The 23,309-nt window shown below is 62.8% G+C and carries 22 protein-coding genes; 11 read left to right on the top strand and 11 right to left on the bottom strand.

Annotated features, from left to right (window positions below; all coding sequences use genetic code 11):
* Window positions 1–11: 11 nt before the first annotated feature.
* The 5 genes from QXZ85_RS14560 to QXZ85_RS14540 form a co-directional block, all read right to left on the bottom strand.
* A complete protein-coding gene (locus QXZ85_RS14560; RefSeq protein ID WP_316174346.1) occupies window positions 12–764 on the bottom strand; it encodes a class II aldolase/adducin family protein in 753 nt (250 codons plus the stop codon).
* 44 nt (window positions 765–808) lie between these two features.
* Entirely contained in the window at window positions 809–1,564 is a 756-nt protein-coding gene (locus tag QXZ85_RS14555; protein WP_315741964.1) for an ABC transporter ATP-binding protein, read from the bottom strand.
* The gene (locus QXZ85_RS14550; protein ID WP_316166420.1) at window positions 1,561–4,422 is read right to left on the bottom strand and encodes a branched-chain amino acid ABC transporter permease/ATP-binding protein; all 2,862 of its coding nucleotides are present in this window, start codon (window positions 4,420–4,422) and stop codon (window positions 1,561–1,563) included. The genes QXZ85_RS14555 and QXZ85_RS14550 overlap by 4 nt, the downstream gene beginning before the upstream one ends.
* A 63-nt stretch (window positions 4,423–4,485) precedes the next feature.
* Window positions 4,486–5,625: an ABC transporter substrate-binding protein gene (locus tag QXZ85_RS14545; protein WP_315727674.1), complete on the bottom strand. Its 1,140-nt coding sequence runs from the start codon at window positions 5,623–5,625 to the stop codon at window positions 4,486–4,488.
* A 246-nt stretch (window positions 5,626–5,871) separates the two neighbouring features.
* A complete protein-coding gene (locus tag QXZ85_RS14540; protein WP_315704726.1) occupies window positions 5,872–6,336 on the bottom strand; it encodes a MarR family winged helix-turn-helix transcriptional regulator in 465 nt (154 codons plus the stop codon).
* 324 nt (window positions 6,337–6,660) lie between these two features.
* On the opposite strand from QXZ85_RS14540, the gene QXZ85_RS14535 reads away from it, so the two are divergent.
* Genes QXZ85_RS14535 through QXZ85_RS14495 form a run of 9 tightly spaced genes read left to right on the top strand, consistent with a single transcriptional unit; the run spans window position 6,661 to window position 13,147 of the window.
* Window positions 6,661–7,824 carry an acyl-CoA dehydrogenase family protein gene (locus QXZ85_RS14535; protein WP_316174344.1) on the top strand — a complete coding sequence of 388 codons (1,164 nt, stop codon included), beginning with the start codon at window positions 6,661–6,663 and terminating at the stop codon, window positions 7,822–7,824.
* A gap of 51 nt (window positions 7,825–7,875) precedes the next feature.
* The gene (locus QXZ85_RS14530) at window positions 7,876–9,141 is read left to right on the top strand and encodes an aromatic ring-hydroxylating dioxygenase subunit alpha (protein WP_315768393.1); all 1,266 of its coding nucleotides are present in this window, start codon (window positions 7,876–7,878) and stop codon (window positions 9,139–9,141) included.
* A gap of 15 nt (window positions 9,142–9,156) precedes the next feature.
* Entirely contained in the window at window positions 9,157–9,639 is a 483-nt protein-coding gene (locus tag QXZ85_RS14525; RefSeq protein ID WP_315741962.1) for an aromatic-ring-hydroxylating dioxygenase subunit beta, read from the top strand.
* Window positions 9,636–10,394, top strand: coding sequence for an SDR family NAD(P)-dependent oxidoreductase (locus QXZ85_RS14520; RefSeq protein WP_315704722.1), 759 nt, complete (start codon window positions 9,636–9,638; stop codon window positions 10,392–10,394). Before QXZ85_RS14525 ends, QXZ85_RS14520 begins: the two co-directional genes overlap by 4 nt.
* A gap of 18 nt (window positions 10,395–10,412) precedes the next feature.
* Window positions 10,413–11,372, top strand: a complete 960-nt coding sequence (locus QXZ85_RS14515) for a PDR/VanB family oxidoreductase (protein WP_315765488.1) — start codon at window positions 10,413–10,415, stop codon at window positions 11,370–11,372.
* Between the two features lie 7 nt (window positions 11,373–11,379).
* Window positions 11,380–11,916, top strand: a complete 537-nt coding sequence (locus QXZ85_RS14510) for a flavin reductase (RefSeq protein ID WP_315704720.1) — start codon at window positions 11,380–11,382, stop codon at window positions 11,914–11,916.
* A 1-nt stretch (window position 11,917) separates the two neighbouring features.
* Window positions 11,918–12,484 (top strand): nuclear transport factor 2 family protein, encoded by a 567-nt coding sequence (locus tag QXZ85_RS14505; protein ID WP_315704719.1) that lies wholly within the window; start codon window positions 11,918–11,920, stop codon window positions 12,482–12,484.
* A gap of 39 nt (window positions 12,485–12,523) precedes the next feature.
* Window positions 12,524–12,931 carry a DUF4440 domain-containing protein gene (locus QXZ85_RS14500; protein WP_316174340.1) on the top strand — a complete coding sequence of 136 codons (408 nt, stop codon included), beginning with the start codon at window positions 12,524–12,526 and terminating at the stop codon, window positions 12,929–12,931.
* A 27-nt stretch (window positions 12,932–12,958) separates the two neighbouring features.
* A complete protein-coding gene (locus tag QXZ85_RS14495) occupies window positions 12,959–13,147 on the top strand; it encodes a hypothetical protein (protein ID WP_315704717.1) in 189 nt (62 codons plus the stop codon).
* A gap of 579 nt (window positions 13,148–13,726) precedes the next feature.
* Here the strand turns inward: QXZ85_RS14495 and QXZ85_RS14490 are convergent.
* Both QXZ85_RS14490 and QXZ85_RS14485 read right to left on the bottom strand, forming a co-directional pair.
* The gene (locus QXZ85_RS14490; RefSeq protein WP_315704716.1) at window positions 13,727–14,002 is read right to left on the bottom strand and encodes a hypothetical protein; all 276 of its coding nucleotides are present in this window, start codon (window positions 14,000–14,002) and stop codon (window positions 13,727–13,729) included.
* A 32-nt stretch (window positions 14,003–14,034) separates the two neighbouring features.
* Window positions 14,035–14,367: a hypothetical protein gene (locus QXZ85_RS14485; RefSeq protein WP_315704715.1), complete on the bottom strand. Its 333-nt coding sequence runs from the start codon at window positions 14,365–14,367 to the stop codon at window positions 14,035–14,037.
* Window positions 14,368–15,656: 1,289 nt separating this feature from the next.
* On the opposite strand from QXZ85_RS14485, the gene QXZ85_RS14480 reads away from it, so the two are divergent.
* Together QXZ85_RS14480 and QXZ85_RS14475 are read left to right on the top strand one after the other, a co-directional pair.
* Window positions 15,657–17,819: a carboxypeptidase regulatory-like domain-containing protein gene (locus QXZ85_RS14480; RefSeq protein WP_315704714.1), complete on the top strand. Its 2,163-nt coding sequence runs from the start codon at window positions 15,657–15,659 to the stop codon at window positions 17,817–17,819.
* A gap of 30 nt (window positions 17,820–17,849) precedes the next feature.
* Window positions 17,850–18,641, top strand: a complete 792-nt coding sequence (locus QXZ85_RS14475; RefSeq protein ID WP_315704713.1) for a fumarylacetoacetate hydrolase family protein — start codon at window positions 17,850–17,852, stop codon at window positions 18,639–18,641.
* 143 nt (window positions 18,642–18,784) lie between these two features.
* Here QXZ85_RS14475 and gfa read toward each other — a convergent pair whose 3' ends face one another.
* The 4 genes from gfa to xoxF5 form a co-directional block, all read right to left on the bottom strand.
* Window positions 18,785–19,348 (bottom strand): S-(hydroxymethyl)glutathione synthase, encoded by a 564-nt coding sequence (gene gfa, locus QXZ85_RS14470; RefSeq protein ID WP_315704712.1) that lies wholly within the window; start codon window positions 19,346–19,348, stop codon window positions 18,785–18,787.
* Between the two features lie 33 nt (window positions 19,349–19,381).
* Window positions 19,382–20,491, bottom strand: a complete 1,110-nt coding sequence (locus tag QXZ85_RS14465) for an S-(hydroxymethyl)glutathione dehydrogenase/class III alcohol dehydrogenase (protein ID WP_315704711.1) — start codon at window positions 20,489–20,491, stop codon at window positions 19,382–19,384.
* 54 nt (window positions 20,492–20,545) lie between these two features.
* On the bottom strand, window positions 20,546–21,046 hold the full coding sequence (locus tag QXZ85_RS14460) for a c-type cytochrome, methanol metabolism-related (RefSeq protein WP_315704969.1): 501 nt from the start codon (window positions 21,044–21,046) through the stop codon (window positions 20,546–20,548).
* A 132-nt stretch (window positions 21,047–21,178) separates the two neighbouring features.
* On the bottom strand, window positions 21,179–22,981 hold the full coding sequence (gene xoxF5, locus QXZ85_RS14455; RefSeq protein WP_315704710.1) for a lanthanide-dependent methanol dehydrogenase XoxF5: 1,803 nt from the start codon (window positions 22,979–22,981) through the stop codon (window positions 21,179–21,181).
* Between the last annotated feature and the right edge of the window lie 328 nt (window positions 22,982–23,309).

The raw sequence follows: 23,309 nt of genomic DNA, 5'->3' as shown, positions 1-23,309 counted from the left end.
CGATCGCGCGATCAGAACGGCTTGCCCTTGACGGCGCTCATGCGGCGGATGGCCGCGTCGAAGAATAGTCTCGCGAATTCGGCTTCCTCGATCAGACGCTTGGAATTCGAGACGCACTGCGCGCGCACGGCATCCGGTAGCGCGCTATCCGGCCCCGGGATCATGCCGGCCTGGCACTGGATCTCGCAGGCGCGCTGCACGGTCCACAGCAGCATGAAGGTGCGTGGCACGTCGGCGGCTCCGACGGCGACGCCGTGGTTGCGCAGGATCAGCACGTCGCCATTGCCAAGACTCGCCAGCATGCGCTCGCGCTCGTCGTCGAACAGCGTGATGCCCTCGAAGGTGTGATAGCCGGTGCGTCCGGCGAGCTGCGCGCCGTAGAAATTATCGTGGCTCAACCCGTCCTTCTTCTGCGCCACCGCCGACATCGCCGTCGTGTGCGCATGCGCGACGCAGTGGAGGTCCTCGCGCGCGGCGTGGATCGCGCCGTGCAGCGCAAAGCCGGCCGGATTTGGCTTGTAGTTCGAGTCGCCGATCAGATGGCCAGTGACGTCGACGGTCAGCAGATTGTCAGGCGTGACCTCGTTGTAGTTCAGTCCGAACGGATTGACCAGGTAGCGCTTCTCGACGCCGGGTAGGCGCACCGAGATGTGGTTGAAGATCATCTCGGTCCAGCCCAAGAAATCGACCAGCCGATAGAACAGCGCGAGCTCGCTCCGGAGGTGATGTTCCTCGTCCCGTTCGCTTCGTTTGACCATCAGCATGTTGCACCTGCCTTTGCCCGCGCCATTGCGGGCTTCGAGAACGTCTAGGATGCGGCTGCCCGAATCCCGAGATAGGAATTGATCACGTCGGGATTGCTCGCGACTTCGGAGGCCGGGCCTTCGAGCATGATGGCACCGGATTCCATCACATAGGCGTAGTCGGCAATGCGCAGCGCGGCGCGCGCATTCTGCTCGACCAGCAGGCAAGATACGCCGCGATCGCGCAAGCCGGCCACGGAGCGCAAAATGTCGCGGGTGACGAGTGGGGCAAGCCCGAGGCTCGGCTCATCCAGCATCAGAAGCTGAGGTTTGGACATCAGCGCGCGGCCCATCGCCAGCATCTGGCGCTCGCCGCCAGACAGGGTGCTCGCGAGCTGCCAACGCCGCTCTTTCAATCGGGGCAGCAGCGCGTAGACCTCTTCAAGAGTATTTAAATAGCTCTTGTCTCCGCGGCGGTAGCGCAGGAAGGCGCCGAGCATCAGATTGTCCTCGACGGTCATAGTCGTGAACAATTCGCGGGTCTCCGGGATCAAGGTCATGCCGCGGCCAACCAGCGTCTCGACGGGCGGCTGTTCCGCCGCGACTTCACCGAAGAAGGTCAGCCGGCCGCGCACCGGCAATTGCCCCATCAGGCCGCTCAGCAATGTGGTCTTGCCGGCGCCGTTGGGGCCGATGATCGCGACGATCTGGCCGCGCCGGATCGAAAGGTTCAGGCCTCGGATGACTTCGACGCGGCCGTAGCCGATGCTGATGTTCTCGGCCGCGAGCAGCACGTCGGAGCTGGTGGATGCGGCGCTCATTCCACGCCTCCGAGATAGGCTTCGATCACCTTGGAATTGGCCTGGACCTCGGCTGGCGTGCCTTCGGCGAGCTTCTCGCCGAATTGCATCACGACGATCCGGTCCGCCAAGTTCATCACGAAGTCCATGTCGTGCTCCACGATCATCACGGCCATGCCCTCGGTCCTGAGCTGTGAAAGCAAATCGGCGAGTGCTTTCTTCTCAAGATGGCGCAGGCCTGCGGCGGGTTCGTCGAGCAGGAGGAGGCAGGGATCGGAGCAGAGCGCGCGTGCAATTTCCAGCACCCGCTGCTGGCCGAGCGCGAGGCTGCCGGCATTGCGCTCGGCGAGCTGCGCAAGACCAACACGTGTGAGCTGCCGTTGTGCTTCCGCCAGCAGCGTCGCCTCTTCCTTGCGATCGAGGAGCAGGCTGGCGGTGACGAGGCCGGTCGCCCCACGGGCATGCGCGCCCAGCGCGACGTTTTCGATCACGCTCATGTCGGGGATGATGCGGACGTGCTGGAAGGTGCGGCCCATGCCGTCAAGCGACAGTGCGCGGGTGGCATAACGGCTTTCCTTGCCGAGAAAGTTGATCGAGCCTTTGGTTGGCGACTGCACGCCAGAAATCAGGTCGAACAGCGTGCTCTTGCCGGCGCCATTGGGGCCGATCAGCGCCAGGATCTCACCAGCATGGACGTCGAGCGAAATATCGCGGTTGGCCTTTACGACGCCGAACGATTTCGTGACGTTGATCACCGAGAGGATAGCGCGGCCGCGCGCCGGCTTGTCGCGCTCAGGCAGGCGCGGCGCGTCCTCGGCCTTCGGGCGCGCGTCGGGCACGTTGAGTCTCAACAGGTTGATCAGCGCCGGCCAGATGCCCTCGGGCAGGAATTGCAGCATTGCGACCGCCGCGATGCCGAAGATGACAATCTCGAAATCGCCCTGAACATGCAGGAGCGACGGAAGATGGCTCTGCAGCCATTGATTGGAGAGCACCACGATGCCGGCGCCGGCCACCGCGCCCGCGATCGAGGAGGCTCCGCCGATCACAGCCATGAACAGATATTCGATGCCTTGCCCGAAGGAGAAGGGGGAAGGGTTGATGAAGCGCTGGAAATGCGCATAGAGCCAGCCGGCGAGCGCCGCCATCAGACAGGCGATCACAAAGCTTGCGACCTTGTAGCTTTGCGTATTGACCCCGACGCTCTCGGCCATGATCGTGCCGTAACGCAGCGAACGGATGGCGCGCCCGGGCCGAGAGTCCAAGAGATTACGCGTGCCGACCAGGAGCGCGAGCAGCACCGTCCAGGTCGCGACATAGAAGCTTTTGGGATCCTTGAGCGCGAAGCCTGCAATCGAGAGCGGCGGGATGTCGCTCATACCGGCCTGACCGCCGGTTTGAGGCAGGCTGCCGAACAGATAGAAGGCGACGATCGCGAGCGCCAAGGTCGCCAGCGGCAGATAGTGGCCGGACAGGCGGACCGCAATCAGCGAGTTCACCAGCGCGATCGTAAAGGCAACGGCCAGGACGGCCAGGAGCGTGAGCCACGGCGAGATGCCGTAGACCGATGAAAGATAGCCGGTGACATAAGCTCCGATCCCGACATAGGCGGCCTGCGAGAACGAGGTGAGGCCGGCGACGCCGGTAAGCAATACGAGACCGAGGACGGTGATGGACGCCAACCCGACATAGTCGAGCATTGCGATGCTGTAATCGGAGAAGATGATCGGCGATACCAGCACGAAGGCGAGGAATGCGAGTTCGAGGCCGCGGCGCCAAAGCCGCCGGCGCGCTAGCGCTTCAGGGCAGAGATCTTCCTGCGCATGGGCGGCCGGTTCTTCCGCGATGTCTTCCTTTTCCCGTCGCGACATCCGCATCGAACGAAATAGGAGGATCGGGATCACCAGGCCGAAGACGATGACCTCCTTGTAGGTCGAAGCTGCGAAGGAGGCGTAGCTTTCGAGCAGGCCGACCACGATTGCGCCGATCGCCGAGAGCGGAAAACTGATGAGGCCACCGAGAATCGCCGCAACGAATCCTTTCAGCCCAAGCAGAAAGCCGGTGTCGTAGATGATCGTGGTCGTGGGTGCGATCAGCACACCGGCTAGCGCTCCGATGGTTGCGGCGAGCGTAAAGGCGATCCGGCCGGAGAGCGGCACCGAGATGCCCATCAGCCGCGCGCCTTCGCGGTTGATCGCGGCGGCAAGCATGGCCTTGCCGTAGAGCGTGCGCTGGGAGGCGTAGTAAAGGAGCGCAATCACAGCCAGCGTGACCAGCAAGATCGCGATGGTCTGGCCCGCGATCGGCACGCCGGCCACGATAAAGCTGCCGTCGATCAGCGGTGCGGAGCGCTGACCGCCCGGGCCGAAGACGAACAGCGCGATGCCGACCATGACGAAATGCAAGGCGACCGAGACGATCATCAACACCAGCACGGAGGCGGCGGCGATCGGCTGGTACACCAAACGGTAGAGCAGGGGGCCGCAGGCACCGACCACTGCGATCGCGATCACGGCTTTGAACACCAGCGGCAGATCGAGTTGAGCGCCGATGAACGCCAACGCCGCGATGCCGAGTGGCAGCACGGCGCGCCGCAAGGCCGGGAGCAGCACCGCGATGCCGCGGCTTCGGCCGTCCGCGATCACGTCGGCGATGAATTGCAGGAGAACGAGGACCGCGAGGAGCGGGATTGTTCCGGGCGTGTGCCCATCCTGCAGCGTCGTGAAGGTCAGCGCACTGAAAGAGACGAACTCGCCTTGCGGGACGAAGATCGCGCGCGTGACCGAGAACAACAGTACGATTGCGACCGCCAACAGGGCATAGACGAGGCCGTTGGCGATGCCATCCTGGGCGAGGTAGAGCGCGACGAAAAGGTTCACGAAGATGCTCCGGCCGGAACGCGGTGGCGCAGGCGGAAGGAGTTTTCCGCCCGCGCCTTTCGCTTACTTGACCAGCGACCAGCTGCCGTTCTTGACCGCGATCATGACGATGCTGCGCTGATCGAAGCCGGAATGATCCTTTGCGGTCATGTTGTAGACGCCCTGGGCGCCGGTGAGGTCTTTGACCTCTTCGAGCGCGTCGCGAAGCGCCGCGCGAAACTCCGGGGTGCCGGGCTTTGCCTTGGTGGCGGCCACCGGAACGGCGCGCTCGAGCAGCAGCCCGGCATCGTAGATGTTGGCGCCGAACGTGCCGGGTTCGACGTCATAGATTTTCTTGTAGGCCGCGATGTAGTCGAGCGCGACCTTGCGCGATGCGACATCGTCACCGATCTCGGACAACACCAGCATTGGGCTTGCGGCGAGGAAAGTGCCTTCCACCTTCTTGCCGCCGATCTTCAGGAACTCCGGCGTCGCAGCGCCATGGGTCTGGTAGATCTTGCCGGCAAAACCCTGGTCGACCAAGGTCACTTCGGGCAGCACGGTCGCAGCACCAGCGGCGCCGATCAGCACGGCGTCGGGAGATGCCGCGCGGATCTTCAGGGCTTGGCCGGTCACAGAGGTATCGGTGCGGGCGAAGCGCTCCTCGGCGATGATCTTCAGGCCGGCCGGCTCGGCGGCGGCCTTGAAAGCGGCCGCAAAATTGTCGCCGAGCGGATCGCTGGTGCCGATGAAGGCGACCGTCTTGATGCCGGTCTTCTTCATATGCGCGACGATCGCGTCCATGACGAGGTTATCATTCTGCGTCGTCTTGAATACCCAGCGCTTCTTGTCGTCCATCGGCAGCACCACCGCCGTGGTGCCGACCGGCGCCAGCATCGGGGTCTTGGCGTCGGCGATGAACGGGAGCACTGCGACGGCATTGGGCGAGCCGGACGGACCGATCAGCGCGTCGATCTTGTCGTCGATCAGCATCTTCTGGACGTTCTTGGTCGCCTGCGTCGGATCGCTGTTGTCGTCCATGTAGATATAATCGACGGCGACGTCGCCGATCTTCTTCGGAAGCAGCGCGGCTGTGTTCTTCTGCTGCACGCCGACCACGGAGACCGGGCCGGTCGAGGAAGCGATGACGCCCACTTTCATCTGGGCACTGGCGGGGAATACGGTCGCGGTCAGCAGCGCCGCCGCGGCAATAAGTCTGAGCACGACACGATCCTTTCACATTCTTTATGACGGCCGCGAAAGCGGCACGGCGTGCCGAGCTGCCGGCACTCCGGCTGCCGGGCTGTGGCTCTCTGCCGGCGGCTTCAAATTACTCGCATATTCACTAGAACAATCAAGCAAGTTAATTCGGCTGAATCCGCCGCTTCTCGCGGCAAGCTGCATGATTAGCAGTCAGTTGAGTACTAATCCCGGCCGTCGTCGCGCGTGGAGCGGCGGGAAGTCACATTATTATGGCGACAGGTTCTCGAAGATGCGGGCCGACAGCGAATTGAGCAATTGCACCTCGGTCTTGGTCAAGCCGCGCAGCGCTTCCTTGAAGACGTGTTTGGTCTTTTCCCGGGTCTGTTCGAGGAGGGCGAGGCCCTCTGGAGTGATCATGACCTCGGTCGAGCGCGCATCGGCGCTCGACGTGCGGACCGTCACCAGGCCCTCGCTGACCATGCGCGTGATGGTCTTTGCCATCGTGGAAATATGCGCCACGCAGTCCTCTGCGATTTCGGACACGGTAATAGGTTCGCGCTCAGCAAGGAGGCTCAACACGCGCCAGCGCGCCATATCGATGCCGGATGGCTTCAGCACCGCGTTCATACGCGCGTAGTACCGGGCGAGCATGCGAACGGTATGGTAGAAGGGGGAGCGGCTGGCGAGGAAGCGGCTGTCCTCGGCCCTCACATGGCGCTTGATCTCGTCCAATTCGGTCTTTCGCATTTGTCTCGGTTCCGTCGGACGTTCCTCATCCGGCTGCCGTCCTTAGCAACACCAGATTGCATAAAGCAAGGCAGCTGTGCTGCGCCACCCTCGCCGTCCTGTGCGTGTGCGAACGGGCTGGCGCTTAGTTTGCGTTCGGCAGGGAGGGCCGCGAGTTGGTCGTCTGCTGCTGCCGCGCGCGTGCGCTGCAAGGTCGTTAAGCAGGCACTCACGGAATAATCTTTGTGCAATGAAGCTAGATTTTTCGCTGGAAATTTCCACTAATTGGCATTCTTATCCTATCGATGTCTGGACAATGAGGCTCGACCGATGACGCCACCGCTTGCGACGATCGCCAGAGAGACGGAGGCAGCCGCTGCAGCGCAGAGCCTGCCGGCGCTGCTCGCCGAGATCAAGGCGCGCCGCTCCGAGTTCGTCGCCGCACAGAAGATTCCGGACGACATCATCGAAGGGTTCAAGCGGATCGGCGTCTATCGCGCCATGGTCGCCAAGCGGTTCGGCGGCGAGGAGCGTTCGCCGGCGGAGTTCTGCCGCCTGATCGAGGCGATTTCGGAGGCGGACGGTTCGGCCGGCTGGGTGGCGAGCTTTGGTAGTGCCGCCGGCTATCTCGCCGCCTTGCCAGAGGAAACGCTGCGCAAGGTCTATGCGAAGGGGCCCGATGTCGTGTTCGCCGGCGGATTGTTTCCGCTGCAGCCCGCCAAGCGCACGTCCGGCGGTTTCCTGGTCAACGGTGTCTGGAAATTCGGCAGCGGCTCGCCGGGTGCGGAGCTGATCGGCGTCGGCATCACCGTGGATGGCGATTCCACCGGCGGCCTGCCGCGCGTGGCTGTCATGCCCGCTGAGAAGGTGATGATCCGTCAGAACTGGGACGTCATTGGTCTGCAAAGCACCGGCAGCCATGATCTGATCGTCAACGACGTCGTGGTGCCGGAAGAATGGACCTTGATCCGCGGCGGCAAGGCCACGCTCGATCTGCCGATCTATCGTTATCCGTCGCTGGCCTTCGCGGCGCAGGTGCTGGCGATCGTCGCGATCGGCGTCGCGCGTTCGGCGCTGGACGATGTCAGTGCGATGGCCGGGACGCGCGGTTCGATCACCGGCGCGCCCGTCATGGCCGATCGTGGCTACGTCCAGCTCGAAATCGCGCGCGCCGAGGCGCTGTTGCGCTCGGCCCGCGCCTTCTTCTATGAGGCGACGGAAGAGTTGTGGAGCGAAGTGGTGAACGGCGCGCCGAACCAGAAGACTGTCACCCTGATGCGGCTGGCGGCAACTCATGCGGCGCGGTCGGGCGCGGACGTCGCCCGTATCGCCTGCGGTCTCGCCGGCACGGCTTCGATCTACACCTCGCACAATCTGGCGCGAGCAATGTGCGATAGCCTCGTCGTCGCGCAGCACGCCTTTTTGAGCGAGGGCACGATGCAGAGCGCGGGCCGGGTGCTGCTCGGGCTGCCGACGCAGCCGGGCTTCCCATAAACTGTCTTTAAACTCCAATTCGATCCGAGGCGTCCTCAAGGATATCAGCTGATGACCACAACCGCCGAAGCCAACGTCGACATTCGCCCGCTGATCCAGCCCGACCGTGCCAAGACCACGCTCTATACCGACCCCGAGATATTCAAGACGGAGATGCGCAAGGTCTTCGAGAACACCTGGGTCTGGGTCGCGCATGAGAGCGAGATCGCCAATCCCGGCGACTTCAAGACCGCGCAGGTCGGTTTGCATCCGGTGATCGTCGTGCGCGACCGCAAGGGCGCCATTCACGTGCATGTCAATCGCTGCCGGCATCGTGCGGCCACGGTGTGCGAAGTGGCAAAGGGCAAGACCAACAGCTTCGTCTGTCCGTATCATGGCTGGAGCTACGGGCTCGACGGCTCGCTGCGCGGCGTTCCCTATGAAAAGGGCTATGAGGGCGTGCTGGATCGGGCGAAGTTTCCGCTGCGCTCGCTGCGGGTGGAATCCTATGCCGGCATGATCTTCGCGACCTTCCGCGACGACATCGAGCCGCTGGTCGATTTCCTCGGCCCGGCCAAGAAGTGGATGGACCTGTTCATGAAGCAGGGCGCGGGCTATCCGGTCACGACCCTCGGCGAGCACAAATTCCGCTTTCCCGGCAACTGGAAGATCCAGCTCGAGAACACCACGGATGCCTATCACTTCCCGCTGGTGCACAAATCCTTCCTGACCGCGGTCGACAGCGAGACGCAGACCACGCTCGACATGATGAACAATGGCGGCTTCGTCGAAGATCTCGGCAACGGCCACAGTGTCATGGTGATGATCCCCGAACTGATCGATCTGGAAGACAATCTGGAGGCGCCGATCCCGGAGAAGTTCAAAGATCTCGCCGCCGAGCTCGCCAGGGATTACAGCGATCTGGAAGTCCGCCGCATCGTCCGTGCGGTCGGCGGCTCCGGCTTCAACCTCAATCTGTTCCCGAATGTCGCCTGCTCGATGGCGTTCTTCCGGGTGCTGCAACCGGTATCCGTGGAAGAAACCGAAATCCGTCACATCGCGATCGGCATGAAGGGCGGACCGGCCGCGGCGAACCGCGCGCGCATGCGGCTGCACGAGTTCTTCCAGGGGCCGATGGGATTCGGCAGCCCGGATGACGCCGAGGTGTGGGATCGCGTGCAGCATGGCGCGCAGGGCGACCACGATCTGTGGCTGATGCTCAATCGCGGCCTGCCGCAGGAAACCGCGATGCCGGACGGCCATCGCCGCGGCGACGTCAGCGCAGAAACCGGCATGCGCGCGGCCTATGCGCAATGGACCAAGATGATGGCGGCCTGAGAGAGGACGAACAACATGACCCAGGCGATCACCCTTGACGAGGCCATGACCTTCACTTGGTATGAGGCCGACCTGCTCGACAATGCCGAATACGACGAATGGCTGTCGTTGTGGACGTCCGATGCCCATTATGTGGTTCCGATCGAGCCGGGAGAAACCGATTTCGAGAACACGCTGAACTACGCCTATGACGACCACTCCATGCGCCAGAAGCGTGTCGACCGCCTGCGCAACGGCCAGTCGATCTCGACCTCGCCGGTGGCGCGCACCGTGCGGGTGCAGTCGCGCTTCCGGATCCTGAAAACCGATCCGACGGCCTGCGAGCTGCGCTGTGCGCAGATCCTGACCGAATTCCGCCGCGGTCGCGAACGCAACTACACCGCCGACATCGAGTTCAGCCTGGTGCGCGGCGGCGACGGCAAGCTGAAGATCTCGCGCAAGGTGGTGCGCCTGATCAACTCGACGGACGCGCTGACCGGCATCGGGTACATCCTGTGACGGCGATCGGTGAAGAGAAGCGGGCTGCCGTCGTCACCGGCGCCGGCAGCGGTGTCGGCGAGGCGATCGCGCGCGTGCTGCATGGCGGCGGCTATCGCGTCATGGTCGCCGATATCGATGAAGCGGCGGCACAGCGTGTCGTCGCCGAACTCGATCCGTCCGGCACGACTGCGCTGGCGCAGCGGCTCGACGTGCGCGAGAAGCCGCAATTCGCGGCGGCGCTGCAAGCAGTGCTCGCGCAATGGGGGACGGTGCACGCCCTGGTGAACAATGCCGCCGTCACGGTGGCGCGTCCGGTGATGGAGATCTCGCCGGAGGAGTTCGACGCCGTCATCGCGGTCAACCTGCGCGGCACCTTTCTCGGCTGCCAGGTGTTCGGCAGCTATTTCAAGACGCGCGGCCACGGCCGCATCATCAATATGGCCTCGCTCGCCGGCCAGAACGGCGGCACAGCGACCGGCGCGCACTACGCTGCATCCAAGGGCGGCATCATCACGCTGACCAAAGTGTTCGCGCGCGACCTCGGGCCATCGGGGGTGACCGTGAACGCGATCGCACCAGGCCCGATCGATTCGCCGATGGTCCATCGCACGCTGTCGCCCGAGCGGCTGGAAGCCGTGAAGGCGACGATCCCGGTCGGCCAGATCGGGGACGCCAGCTTCATCGGCAAGCTGGTGTTGCAATTGGCCTCGCCCGAGGCGGCATTTGCGACGGGCGCGACCTGGGACGTCAACGGCGGCATCTATCTGCGTTGAGCAAAGATTAAAGTGAGCATGAGTGAACAGACGCTGGATGTCGTCGTCGTCAGCCGCAGCGAGCCGGCGGAGGACATCGTCGTGCTCGATCTCGCGGCCGCGGCCGGAGCCAGCCTGCCGCGGTTCGAGCCGGGCGCGCATGTCGATGTCCATCTGGGGCCCGATCTGATCCGGCAATATTCGCTGTGCGGCGATCCGGCCGATCGTTCGCGCTATCAGCTCGGCATCCTGCTGGCCGCAGGCTCGCGCGGCGGCTCCGCCGCGATCCACCGGGACGTGCACGCCGGCGATCACTTGCGGATCGGCGTGCCGCGCAACCTGTTTCCGCTGCAAGCCGCGGCCAGCAAGACGATCCTGATCGGCGGCGGTATCGGCGTGACGCCGCTGCTGGCAATGGCGCGGCATTGTGCCGCCCACGCCAAGGATTTCACGCTGCATTATTGCGCGCGCAGCCGAGCCAAGGCCGCGTTCCTGGATGTGCTCGAGGCAGCACCGCTCGCCGCGCACAGCTGTTTGCATTTGGACGACGGCCCCGAAGCCCAGCGCTTCCTGCCGGAGCGCGACTTGCCGGCGCCCGCAGCGGGCACTCACCTTTATGTCTGCGGTCCCGCTGGATTCATGGAATGGGTGATCGGCGAGGCGCATCGGCTGGGCCACCCCGAGGCGCAGATCCATCGCGAATATTTCGAAGCCGATGTGGATACCTCGGGTGATGCCTTCGAGGTGAAACTCGCCAAGTCCGGCAAGAGCGTCATGGTTCCGGCCGGCGTCCCGATCGTCAAGGCGCTCGCGGAGATCGGGGTCAAAGTTGAAGTGTCGTGCGAGCAGGGCATCTGCGGCACCTGCATGTGCACGGTGCTGGAGGGGGTGCCCGACCACCGCGACAACTATCTGACCGACGAGGAGAAGGCAGCCAACGACCAGATCCTGGTGTGCTGTTCTCGCTCGAAGACGCCGACGCTCGTGCTCGATCTCTGAGGGCGGAATGACTGTGATGAGCCCGATCGGCCAAAACGAATTCCGCGACGCGATGAGCCGGTTGGGAGCCGCCGTGAATGTGGTGACGACCGACGGTCCCGCCGGCCGGCATGGGTTGACGGCCTCGGCCGTCTGCAGCGTGACGGATACCCCACCGACCTTGCTCGTCTGCGTCAACCGGCAGGCCGGCGCGCATGCCCATCTCGTCGAAAATGGCGTGCTGTGCGTCAACGTCCTGACCGGCCGGCACGAGGCGCTGTCCGGCGCATTCGGCGGCAAGGGGCTGGAGATCACCGAGCGTTTTGCGCGGGCGTCGTGGCGGGCGCTGACCACAGGCGCGCCGGTGCTGAGCGATGCGTCCGTCAGCCTGGATTGCAGGATCGTGCGCAACGAGGAGGTCGGCACCCACACCGTGTTCTTCTGCGAGGTGGTCGATGTTGCGATCGCGACCGATCCGGAAGGTCTCATCTATTTCAACCGTGCCTATCATCACCTGAATGCGGCCGCGCCGGCGCTGCCGGCCAAGGAGCAGGAGACCACCTGAGATGAAGCTGGAAGATCTGGCGGCCAAGCTGGAGGCGCTTGAGAAACAGGTTGAAGTGCTGCGCGCGGAAGCCGACATTCGCCGGGTTCAGGCCCGCTACATGTTCCTGTGCGATACCCCATGCCCGGAGGCCGGCGCGGACGACGATGCCGAGCGGATCAACCGCATCATGGAGCTCTACACCGAAGACGCGATCTGGGAAGGCGTCGGCTCCTATTATGACAACCAGTTCGGCCGTATGGTCGGCAAGGCCGCGATCCGCAAGCATTTCGAGGGCTTCTGGGGCACCAAGCGCGATCCCGCGCTGGTGCTCAACGTGCATTACCTGACCTCGGAGCAGATCCATGTCCGCGGCGACGAGGCGGATGGTCAATGGGTGCATTGCCAGCCCTGGATCTTCAGCGACGGCTCGTCGCTGTTGCGGTCGAGCCGGCTCAACAACGCCTTCCGCAAGGAGAACGGCGTCTGGAAACTGGCGCGGACGCGGACCGAGAACGTCTTCGTCGCGCCGCTGACATCCGGCTGGGCGGAAAGCATTCCGGAAAAATCGGTGTTGATGCGCGCCTGAGCCGCATCAACCTCATTTGTCACGAGATCAGGAGCCATCATGTCCGTTTCAGCCAGTCCATTCACCGCCGCCGCGGCCGCCGAGGCCGATGCCCTGCATCGGCTGCTGCAGGCCTGGTTTCGTGCCGAAGGCAGCAACGATCCGGCGCCGATCCTCGCCCGCTTCGATGAGGGGTTCACGATGGTCTCGCCCGCCGGCAAGCTGGTGACTTACGCGCAGTTTGCGGGCGGGCTGCCGTCCATGCGCGGCTCGCGGCCGACGCTGATCATGGAGATCAGCGAGGTCGTCGTGCGGCATGTCAGCGACACGACTGCGCTCGTCACCTATCACGAGCGGCAGATCCAGGACTCCGGCACCACCGAGCGGGTCTCGACTGCACTGCTGCTCAGCCGCCCCGATCGTCCGACGCCGGTGTGGCGCCATCTGCAGGAAACTTGGATCGCGTAGGCGCGAGCGGGAGAGGGAGGCAGCGTCATGGCCGATCGGGCGGAGATGTGGCGGCTCTATGCGTTCCGCGGCTACAAGGTTCGCGTCGTCCAGCAATGGCGCGATCCGTTCGGCGTGTCCCATGTCCGCATCGAGACCGCGGACGATAACGGCGCGATGGCGGAGGGCATGCCGGAGACTGTGTTCATGAAGGACGCCAGCCTTATTGCCGAGTAGCCTGACGCATGGAGGCGCCGTTCCGCGACGCAGGCCGACGCGATCTCCGCGCACGATTTCACCGTCTCGCGGCGCGTCTGCGTCCGAGCTATCAACTTCGTTTCACCCTCTCACCACGAAGAGGGCGCCGGGAATGCCGGGTGAAGGCCTCACCCATGGCCCGCCTGCAGAAAAGAAAGCAGGCGGCAGTCACCACAGGTTTAGCCGGATCAACCGGCATTCCCTGCGCGATAGTTTGACGGCGTATACGTGATCTCCCCGGGGATCGGCTTTCTTGTCCCCGTCATCGGCGCGATGCATCATCCGCATCCTCGCCAACTTAGCGCCAGCACCGAGGCGCCAGAACCACACGATTTGGCCATGCGCACCGATGCTGTTCGTCGGCATGGATGAACCATGCTGCAACGCCGGTGCGCCTACCGCATCCCGCACTCAACGTCCGTGACGATCGCGATACGTCCCTCAACGAGGCGGGATGGCAGAATAGAAACATGAATTCTGAAAAAGCGAAAGAAAAATTTTGCGCCGATGGGGGGCGGATCGGCCGATCTATTTGAACGGCTTCACGAAATGAATGTTTCAGGGCGCGCCATTCGGCGGCGACATATCGCCGACGGGCAGGCATAGCAAGTGCCGGCCGCACAACGTCGTACTGATGGTTTGCCCGTCGGGTCGGATGCTCAAGGGACCAATGTCCAAGGCGAGGTAGACCCGTTCGCCGTCCGTCAGCGCGATCTCGCCCTGCTGCTCGTGGCGGATCGCATGCGCCATGACGCGCAGCCTGGGATCGCTGAGGCCGTGCCATTCCTGCCCGAGCTTGGCGGTCGCGATCCAGTTCGATTGAGCGGGAGTCATATTGCGACAACATTTGATTCCGAAACCGCACGTCAAAGCCGCGTCACCCGACGAATTTGCACAGTGGCGACGACAGCAACTCGATGCCGTTCGCAAACGTCATAGCGCGAGTTATCTCGACGGCAGACCATCGCATGTCCCACTTCGACAACGGCGGCCATGATCAGTCGCGGTCGAAAGCTCAGATCCCGATATTCGCCTTTAAGTTGAATCTTGAGCTTCGCGATGCGGAAGGTGAAATCCGTATCTGTCCGCAGTCGCGGCAGACGTGGCTTGCGATTGTCGAGGATCAGGTCCTCATCAGTTCCAATTCCGAACGGCTCCGACCGTAGCAAGGAGGCGAGCGAATTGGCCGACATGTTCATGGGACCGGAGCGGGACGCCTTCGGATTCCTACTGCCAGGGGCGATCCGCCGATTGAAAGGGACAATTTACCATGTGTGGAGGGCTTCGAGCCCCGGGGCGACCGATTCGGGCTGGCGCCCCCCGCCAGCGCCGCACAACGCGAACGGAAGGATCAGGAACCGAAGACCAGTGCTCTGACTTAGGCTTGAGGCGACCAACGGCCTGCGAGCTGGCCGTCGCGCGATTTTTGGGGTGTTTAGCTGTAAAATGTAACTTGTGGTTGTTGACAACCTCCGGTATCCTCCGGATACCCATGACGGCCACTCTGCGCTAGACATAGCGTAGCCCTCTTGGGCGTTTCCTCCCTGGACTTGGGCCGCCTGCATAATCGTGCAGGCGGCCTCTCTTTTTGATCTGCATCAAATTGATCTACGTCAAATCCGGGCGATGGAATTCGTCGGCTAGCGAGCAATCGGCAAATGTCGATTCGTGTTAGTGCGGGCCGATGCTTCGGCCGTTTAGCTAGCGATCGCGAGCCGCAGCGACGATTGCATCTCCGGCCCGGCCGACAAGCCATCACGGCGATCGATCCCGATAATGAGTTGAATGGTCGCGCGCGCCCGCGTGTTTGGGGCGCATGTGATAACGCCTCTCTACACCAATGAAGAGCTCGTCAGCCGCGCTGATACATCACTGCCAAGCCGGACGTGAGAATCTTGATGATTTGGCGTGGAGCTCTCCGAAGTCCGCCCAGAACGCGGCTGATCTGTCGACGGGCATCACGTAGTCCTTGGTCTTTGTGGACGAGTTCGACGGCTGATGCTCTATCAAGTGTACCGCGCGTCCATGGCTCCGCCGCGGGATGCGTCGAGCGCGCAGAATGGCACAGCGGCGTTATGGGGCAATCCCGGCGATAGCCCTGCGGCGAGACGGGAGCGGCGCACACGAAGCGATTCATGGGGGCGATCTCGCCTGGCGTCGCGAGCTTGTCGCCGCGTAGTTTGTCGCGCTTCAGATCGGCGAATTGGTCGTCCAGTCTTAACCTCCTCACGCGGAGTTCATCGGCGTTGCAATGCGGCATGAGTCGAGACCAGGTTGATCCCGCTCCGCAACCCATGCGAATGAAACGGGGATGCCGGCCAGGCGTAATGGTCGCCCGTTGGACGAGCGAGAATCTGCCGAGCGCCACGGAGATCGCGAAGAAGTCTGTTTCCGCCTAGCAGCCGGCCACGCGAGGTCCGAAGGGCGCTCCGGCTAGAAAAAAAGAGCCGCCAGACAAATGGCGGCAACGGCGACAAAGGGGAGAAACATGAAGCTCAAGGCCATCTTGATGGGCTGCATGGCGACGATGCCGCTCATGTCAAGCGATGTCGCCGCCGCAGCCGAGATCGAGATTTCTGCCCACGACATCGGCGGCCAGGTGAGTGGGACCAACGGTCCAGAAGCCGGCGTCTGGGTGATTGCCGAGACCAGCGATCTGCCGACCAAATACGCCAAGGTCGTCGTCACCGATGACCAAGGTCGCTACGTGATCCCCGAACTCCCCGATGCGACCTACAAAGTTTGGGTCCGCGGCTACGGACTGCAGGACACCGCGCAGATCGAGGTGCGGCCGGGCAGGGCGGTCGATTTCAATGCGGTGCCGTCAGCATCGCCAGCCGCTGCTGCGCAGCTCTATCCCGGTATGTACTGGTATTCGATGCTCGACATTCCCGCGCCCGAGGAATTTCCCGGCACGGGCGACAAGGGCAACAAGATGCCTGAGACGATGAAGTCGCAGGCGCAGTGGGTGGATACGGTCAAGAATGCCTGCCAGTCCTGTCATGCGTTGGGATCGCGCGGTATCCGCGAAGTGCCGAAGGTCTTCCTAGAAGGGCACAACTCGCAGGAGGCCTGGGCGATTCGAACCCAGGCCGGCCAGGCGATGGAATACATGGCCACGGTGGTTGGCAGCATGGGACCGGACAAGGTCTATGCGCTATTCTCACAATGGACCGACCGCATCGCGGCCGGCGAGCTGCCGTTCGACAAGCCGGAGCGGCCGAGGGGCGTCGAGCGCAACGTCGTCTACACCATGTGGGATTGGGCGTCGCCGACGCACTATCAGCATGATGCGATCTCGACCGACAAGCGCAATCCGAGCGTCAATGCCAATGGTCTCATCTACGGCTCGCCGGAGGAGAGCACCGACCTGATCCCGACACTCGATCCGGTCAAGAACGTGGCTTCGACCATCACCGAGCCCTATCTCGATCCCAACACGCCGTCGTCGACGGATGCGCCACGTGGCACCTCGGCCTATTGGGGTGACGATCCGATCTGGGACGGCCACACCAGCATTCATAACGTCATCATGGACGAGCAGGGCAAGGTCTGGTTTACCGCGCGCCTGCGGCCGCCGCAGAATCCCGACTATTGCAAGCAGGGCTCCAGCCATCCGTCCGCGCAGGTCGACCCGCAGGCCACCTCGGTGCGCCAGCTGTCGCGCTTCGATCCCGCGACCGGACAATGGGATCTGATCAACACCTGTTTCTCGACCCACCATCTCTACTTCGGGCACGATCCGAACGATACGCTGTGGATGAGCGCGGGTGGTCCCGGCCTCGGCGGTGGTCTCGTCGGCTGGCTGAATGTGAAACAGTTCCGCGAGACGCGCGATGGTGTCGCCGCGCAAGGCTGGACACCGCTTGTGATCGACACCGATGGCAACGGCAAGCGCGATGTTTACGTCGGGCCGAAGGATCCGCTCGACCCGGCCAAGGACAAGCGTGTCGTCGCCTCCTTCTACGGCATCATGCCGAGTCCGGTCGATGATTCGATCTGGGGGCAATCGATGGACCGCGGCTTCTCGCGCATGGATCAGCCCGGCTACATCATCCGCGTCGTGCCCGGAGCCGATCCGGCCAACACGGCGCTCGCTGAGATCTATCAGCCGCCGGAGGGCACGTTTGGACCACGCGGTATCGATATCGGGCTGGATGGTGTGGTATGGACTGCACTCTCCAGCGGGCATCTCGCGAGCTTCGACCGCAGCCTGTGCAAGGGTCCGCTGAACGGGCCAGGCACTGCCGAGGGCAAGCAATGTCCGGAAGGCTGGAAAGTGTACCGGATGCCGGGTCCGCAGTTCAAAGGGCTGGATCCAAAGGGCAGCGCCAATCACGCCTATTATCTCTGGGTCGATCGCTTCAACATTCTCGGCCTCGGCGCCAACGTGCCGATCGCTTCCGCTAACGGCGGCGAGTCGCTGCTTGCCCTGGTGAACGGCGAATTCGTCACCTTACGCGTGCCGTATCCGCTCGGCTTCTTCACCAAGAACGTCGATGGTCGGATCGACGATCCCACAGCAGGCTGGAAGGGGCGCGGCCTTTGGACCACGTCCGGCACCCGTGCCAATTTCCATGGCGAGGGCGGGAAGGAGGCTTATCCCAAGGTGTTCAAGGTCCAGATGCGGCCTGATCCGCTCGCGCATTGATGTCCGTGATCATTCAAAATGGAGTTTGTCATGACCATCACCTCTCGACGCAATCTTCTCACGGCGGCTGCGGGCGCGGCTGCGGCTGTCGCCTCGGAAGCGCTCCCTGCTGCGGCCCAGGGCGGCCCTAAGCCGATCTTTATGGTGCCGGCAACGACGATCCCGATCGCGGGCGAGGACGGGGTGTTTCCGGTCCGCCGGATCTATTGCATCGGCCGCAACTATGCGGCGCATGCGATCGAGCGCGGCTCCGACCCGAATCGCGAGCCGCCATTCTTCTTCCAGAAGCCGACCGATGCGATCCAGAACGTCGCGATCGGCGAGGTGGCCGATCACCCCTATCCGTCACTGACCAAGAACTATCATCACGAGGTCGAACTGGTTGCCGCGCTGAAGTCCGGCGGCACCAATATTCCATCCGATGCGGCGCTCGACCACGTCTATGGCTACGCGGTCGGTCTCGACATGACCCGGCGCGACCTGCAGAACGGCATGGCCGCGGAGAAGAAGCCCTGGGAGATCGGCAAGAGCTTTGATCATGCCGCGGTGCTCGGGCCGATTCATCCGGTCGCGAAGGTCGGGCATCTGAAAATGGGAGCAATCTCGCTCGCCGTGAACGGCGTGGTGCGGCAGAACTCGAACCTCGACAAGATGATCTGGAGCGTTGCCGAGCAGATTTCGAAATTGTCCGAGGCCTTCGAGCTGAAGGCCGGCGACATCATCTATTCCGGCACGCCGGAGAATGTCGGTCCGGTGGTGAAGGGCGACGTATTGTTGTGCAAGCTCGAGGGCCTGCCGGACATGTCGATCAAGATCGTATAGGCGTGCCAACCCGGCGTATGCGTGTGCGCTGACAAGAAAATGCCCCGCTCGCAAGAAGCACAAGCGGGGCACCAAGTCGTCAGGAAGGAACGCTTCCAAAAGGGACGCCCGTCGGCGTTCCCCTAGTTCAGCAGCGTCGTGGCTTACGCTGCTTTCGCTTTCGCCACGTGGGTGGCGATTGCATCCATCAGGGCCGGCGACAGGCAGTCATAGGGCTCAAGCCCGAGCTCCTTGAGCCGCGCTCTGATCGCGCCCATCTGCTCCGGCTTGACGCCGGATTCGATGACTGAGGAGACGAAGGCAGCGAACCCGGGGGCAGCCGAGCCTTGTTCTTGGAACAGCTCGGGATGGATGAAGTCCAGGCCATAGAACGGGTGGCCCGTGTTCTCGATTCGGCCGTACATATGCGTGCCGCATTCCCGGCAGGCATAGCGCTGGATCACCGCGGAGGGATCGACGATCTGCAGCTTGTCGCCGTTCTCCAGCACGGTCACGTTCTGCCGCGGTACCACCGCGACGACGGAGAAGATCGCGCCTTGGGGTTTCCAGCACTTCGTGCAGCCACAGGCGTGATTGTGGGCGACGTCACCCTTGACGCCGACCTTGACCGGCCTGTCCTTGCACTTGCAGACCAAGGTCCCACCCGCGAAGTGGCCCGAGCCCTGCTTGACACCGTTGTCGACCGAGGGGTGAATGTGAACAGTCATGGCGCAATCCTCCTAGTGCTTGCCGTTGGTGAGTTAGTAGACGACGACGGAGCGGATCGACTTGCCCTCATGCATCAGGTCGAAGCCCTTGTTGATCTCTTCGAGCTTCAGCGTGTGGGTGATCATCGGATCGATCTCGATTTTTCCGTTCATGTACCAGTCGACGATCTTGGGCACGTCGGTGCGGCCGCGCGCGCCGCCGAACGCGGTGCCCTTCCAGACGCGGCCGGTGACGAGCTGGAACGGACGGGTAGAAATCTCCTTTCCGGCCTCGGCGACGCCGATGATGATCGAGACGCCCCAGCCGCGATGACAGGCTTCCAGAGCCTGTCGCATCACCGCGGTGTTGCCGGTGCAATCGAAGGTGTAGTCGGCGCCGCCGTCGGTCAGTGCGGTGAGGTGCTGGACGATGTCGCCCGAGATCTTCTTCGGATTGACGAAATGGGTCATGCCGAAACGGCGGCCCCATTCCTCCTTGCTGTCGTTGAGGTCGACCCCGACGATCTTGTCGGCGCCGACCATCTTGGCGCCCTGGATCACGTTGAGCCCGATGCCGCCAAGGCCGAACACCACCACATTGGAGCCGGGGGTGACCTTTGCGGTGTTCACGACCGCGCCGACGCCGGTGGTCACGCCGCAGCCGATGTAGCAGCTCTTGTCGAAGGGCGCGTCCTCACGGATTTTCGCCACCGCGATCTCCGGCAGCACGGTGAAGTTGGAGAACGTCGAGCAGCCCATGTAATGGTAGATGGTCTGACCCTTGTAGGAAAAGCGCGAGGTGCCGTCCGGCATCACGCCCTTGCCCTGGGTCGCGCGGATTGCGGTGCACAGATTGGTCTTCTGGCTGAGGCAGCTTTTGCACTGGCGACATTCCGGCGTGTAGAGCGGGATCACGTGGTCACCCGGTTTCACCGACAGCACGCCGGCGCCGACCTCGCGCACGATACCGGCGCCTTCATGGCCGAGGATCGAAGGGAATATGCCCTCGCTGTCCAAGCCGTCCAGGGTGTAGGCATCAGTGTGGCAGATGCCGGTCGCCTTGATCTCGACCAGCACTTCGCCGGCCTTCGGACCTTCGAGGTCGACCTCGACGATCTCGAGCGGCTTCTTGGCTTCGAAGGCGACCGCGGCGCGCGTTTTCATCTCTAAACTCCTATTCTTTCCCAGGACCGGCAGCTGAAACGCCGCGATCCCCCATCAGTGTTTGCCCATGCAGGAATTTTCCGCTTCCGTGTAGGCTGGCGGCTTATCCTCGTGCTTGGCAGGACGTGCACGTCCCCACGCATCATTAGCGCGAGCGCGCAAATAGACATAGATGTCATCCATGTAGCAGGCGACATTTGGATTGTCGCCGAAGGCTGGCATGACGTTCTCCTGGGCGGTGCTGACGTTCTTGCGACCGCTGGCGACGACGCCGAGGAAATCACCATAGCTCATCGTCTTCAGCGAATCCTTCAGTGCCGGTGCGTACGTCGATCCCATTCCGTCCGGGCCGTGGCAGACGTGACATTCCGAATGGTAGCGGCGGTATCCCGAGTAGGTGTACCAGTCGACGGTGCCGTCGGCGGCAACCTTGTAGGTCGGGTTTCCGTCCTTATCGAAATATTTGCCATCTTCGGACTTCACCGCAGTCGGATCGCCGGATCCGTCCGCCATGGCAATTCCCACAAAGACATTTCCCGTTCCCGTCGCACCCATTCCTCCGGCTGCCACGCAGAAAACCGCAGCGACCGCAAAGCAGATTTTACGCAAGAGCTTGATCCTTGATTTCGGTGGCAGGCAAACCGGCGCATGAAACAAGTTCATGCGCCGGAAGCTGGCAATCCCGGGTTACTGCGGCAGGGAGAACACGGTGAGCGTGCCGCCCAGCGCAGTGTAGTTGGAGAGCGCCGCGTAACCGCCGACCGCACCGAGACCGGCCGTCGGATCGGTCAAGCCCGCCGCGAGACCGATGCCGGCCCAACCGCCGACACCCGACAAGATTGCGATATACTGCTTGCCGTTGTTCTCATAGGTCGTCACGTTGCCGATGATCCCGGACGGAGTCTTGAACTTGTAGAGCTCCTTGCCGGTCTTGGCGTCGACCGCCTTGAGATAGCCTTCGAGCGTGCCGTAGAACACCACGCCGCCAGCGGTTGCGAGTGCGCCCGACCACACCGAGAAGGGCTCCTTGTTCGACCAGACGATCTTGCCGGTCTTGCCGTCCCAGGCGATGAAGTTGCCCATGTTGGTGTCGCCCTGAGGCGGATACATCGACAGGGTGGCGCCGACATAGGGCTGACCCGCGGTGTAGCTCACCTTGAACGGCTCGTAGTCCATGCAGACATGGTTGGTCGGCACGTAGAACAGCTGGGTGTCGGGAGAATACGCTGCCGGCTGTTCGTCCTTGGAGCCGAGCGCTGCCGGACAGACCCCCTTGGTGTTGACATCCTCGCCGTTATGGTCGGTCGAATATTGAGCGACCACCTTCGGACGGCCATAGGTCGGCGAGTTCTTGTCCATGTCGACGCCGGTGGTCCAGTTCACCTTCGGGTCGAACTTCTCGGCGACCAGGAGCTCGCCGGTTGCGCGATCGAGCGTATAGCCGAGACCGTTGCGATCGAAATGCGTCAGCAGCTTGCGGGGTTGTCCGCCGACTTGCTGGTCAGTGAGGATCATCTCATTGATGCCGTCATAGTCCCATTCGTCGTGCGGCGTCATCTGATAGACCCACTTCGCCACGCCCGTATCCGGGTTGCGCGCGAAGATCGTCATCGACCATTTGTTGTCTCCGGGGCGCTGCTTCGGATTCCAAGTCGACGGATTTCCGGAGCCGTAATAGACGAGGTCGAGCTGCGGATCATACGACACCCAGCCCCAGGTGCAGCCGCCGCCGATCTTCCACTGATCGCCCTGCCAGGTCTTCACGCTGGAGTCCTTGCCGACCGGCTTGCCGAGCGAGGTCGTGCTGGCATCGAACAGGATCTGGTCGTCCGGCCCCTCGGAATAGGCCTTCCACACCTGCTTGCCCGACTTGATGTCGTAGGCGGTCATGCTGCACTGCACGCCGAATTCGCCGCCGGAGGTTCCGACGAGGACCTTGTCCTTGATCACGTAAGGCGCCGAAGTGCCGGTCTGTCCCTTGGACGGATCGCCATTGACGATGCTCCAGACCAGATTTCCGGTCTTGGCGTCGAGAGCAATCAGCTTGTCGTCGGCCTGATGCAGGAAGATCTTGCCGTCACCATAGGAGAGGCCGCGATTGACCGTATCGCAGCACATCACCGGAATGACGTTCGGGTCCTGCTTGGGCTCATACCGCCAGACGATCTTGTTGTCCTGCGACAGGTCGAGTGCATACACCTTGTTGGGGAACGGCGTATGCACGTACATCATGTTGCCGATGATCAGCGGGCCGCCCTCGTGACCGCGGAGCACGCCAGTCGAGAAGGTCCATGCGACCTGCAGCTTCCCAACGTTCTGGGCGTTGATCTGGTTGAGTTTCGAGTAGCGGGTGTTGGCATAATCGCCCGCAGGCATCACCCAGTCTTTGGGGTTCTGTGACATCTTGACCAGCTCATCGCTGGCCAATGCGCCACCCGCGGCAAGCGCCGCGACCGACGTCAGACAGGTTGCGAGCAGTACATTTCGCATCGTCCATCCTCCCATTTTGAACACAGGTCCGCGGGACGCGGCCCAGTCTCATTCTTCAGCACTCATCCATATCCAGTTCGAAATCGGGAAACTTGCCCAAGAGTGAAACTCGTTTGCTCTAGAGTGAACCGAAGTGAAGTTTTTCGAAACAGTTTTGCTTTGCTGGCCCGCAACATACGGCTGCATGTGAATGTTGCAGAGCACCAACGGTCCGGATGCCCCCGACCTTCGACTGAAGGTTGATGTTCTTCTTGACGGCTTTGAAATGAAGTCCGAGGATCGTTCTCGGGCTCGTGGTGCGGCACGAGCAGCGGCGAGTGGGCAAAGC

The organism is Bradyrhizobium sp. SZCCHNGR1005 (genome assembly GCF_032489995.1).
In the GTDB taxonomy this organism is placed as follows: Bacteria; Pseudomonadota; Alphaproteobacteria; order Rhizobiales; family Xanthobacteraceae; genus Bradyrhizobium.
Note: the sequence above shows the minus strand (reverse complement) of the source record. Positions and strands in the feature narration are given on the sequence as shown.

What these genes read in the sequence shown, in the direction of transcription:
- QXZ85_RS14560 (WP_316174346.1), bottom strand. Translation starts at nt 764, where the DNA reads ATGCTGATGGTCAAACGAAGCGAACGGGACGAGGAACATCACCTCCGG.
- QXZ85_RS14555 (WP_315741964.1), bottom strand. Translation starts at nt 1,564, where the DNA reads ATGAGCGCCGCATCCACCAGCTCCGACGTGCTGCTCGCGGCCGAGAAC.
- QXZ85_RS14535 (WP_316174344.1), top strand. Translation starts at nt 6,661, where the DNA reads ATGACGCCACCGCTTGCGACGATCGCCAGAGAGACGGAGGCAGCCGCT.
- QXZ85_RS14530 (WP_315768393.1), top strand. Translation starts at nt 7,876, where the DNA reads ATGACCACAACCGCCGAAGCCAACGTCGACATTCGCCCGCTGATCCAG.
- QXZ85_RS14525 (WP_315741962.1), top strand. Translation starts at nt 9,157, where the DNA reads ATGACCCAGGCGATCACCCTTGACGAGGCCATGACCTTCACTTGGTAT.
- QXZ85_RS14515 (WP_315765488.1), top strand. Translation starts at nt 10,413, where the DNA reads ATGAGTGAACAGACGCTGGATGTCGTCGTCGTCAGCCGCAGCGAGCCG.
- QXZ85_RS14510 (WP_315704720.1), top strand. Translation starts at nt 11,380, where the DNA reads ATGACTGTGATGAGCCCGATCGGCCAAAACGAATTCCGCGACGCGATG.
- QXZ85_RS14505 (WP_315704719.1), top strand. Translation starts at nt 11,918, where the DNA reads ATGAAGCTGGAAGATCTGGCGGCCAAGCTGGAGGCGCTTGAGAAACAG.
- QXZ85_RS14500 (WP_316174340.1), top strand. Translation starts at nt 12,524, where the DNA reads ATGTCCGTTTCAGCCAGTCCATTCACCGCCGCCGCGGCCGCCGAGGCC.
- QXZ85_RS14495 (WP_315704717.1), top strand. Translation starts at nt 12,959, where the DNA reads ATGGCCGATCGGGCGGAGATGTGGCGGCTCTATGCGTTCCGCGGCTAC.
- QXZ85_RS14490 (WP_315704716.1), bottom strand. Translation starts at nt 14,002, where the DNA reads ATGACTCCCGCTCAATCGAACTGGATCGCGACCGCCAAGCTCGGGCAG.
- QXZ85_RS14485 (WP_315704715.1), bottom strand. Translation starts at nt 14,367, where the DNA reads ATGAACATGTCGGCCAATTCGCTCGCCTCCTTGCTACGGTCGGAGCCG.
- QXZ85_RS14480 (WP_315704714.1), top strand. Translation starts at nt 15,657, where the DNA reads ATGAAGCTCAAGGCCATCTTGATGGGCTGCATGGCGACGATGCCGCTC.
- QXZ85_RS14475 (WP_315704713.1), top strand. Translation starts at nt 17,850, where the DNA reads ATGACCATCACCTCTCGACGCAATCTTCTCACGGCGGCTGCGGGCGCG.
- gfa (WP_315704712.1), bottom strand. Translation starts at nt 19,348, where the DNA reads ATGACTGTTCACATTCACCCCTCGGTCGACAACGGTGTCAAGCAGGGC.
- QXZ85_RS14465 (WP_315704711.1), bottom strand. Translation starts at nt 20,491, where the DNA reads ATGAAAACGCGCGCCGCGGTCGCCTTCGAAGCCAAGAAGCCGCTCGAG.
- QXZ85_RS14460 (WP_315704969.1), bottom strand. Translation starts at nt 21,046, where the DNA reads ATGGGTGCGACGGGAACGGGAAATGTCTTTGTGGGAATTGCCATGGCG.
- xoxF5 (WP_315704710.1), bottom strand. Translation starts at nt 22,981, where the DNA reads ATGCGAAATGTACTGCTCGCAACCTGTCTGACGTCGGTCGCGGCGCTT.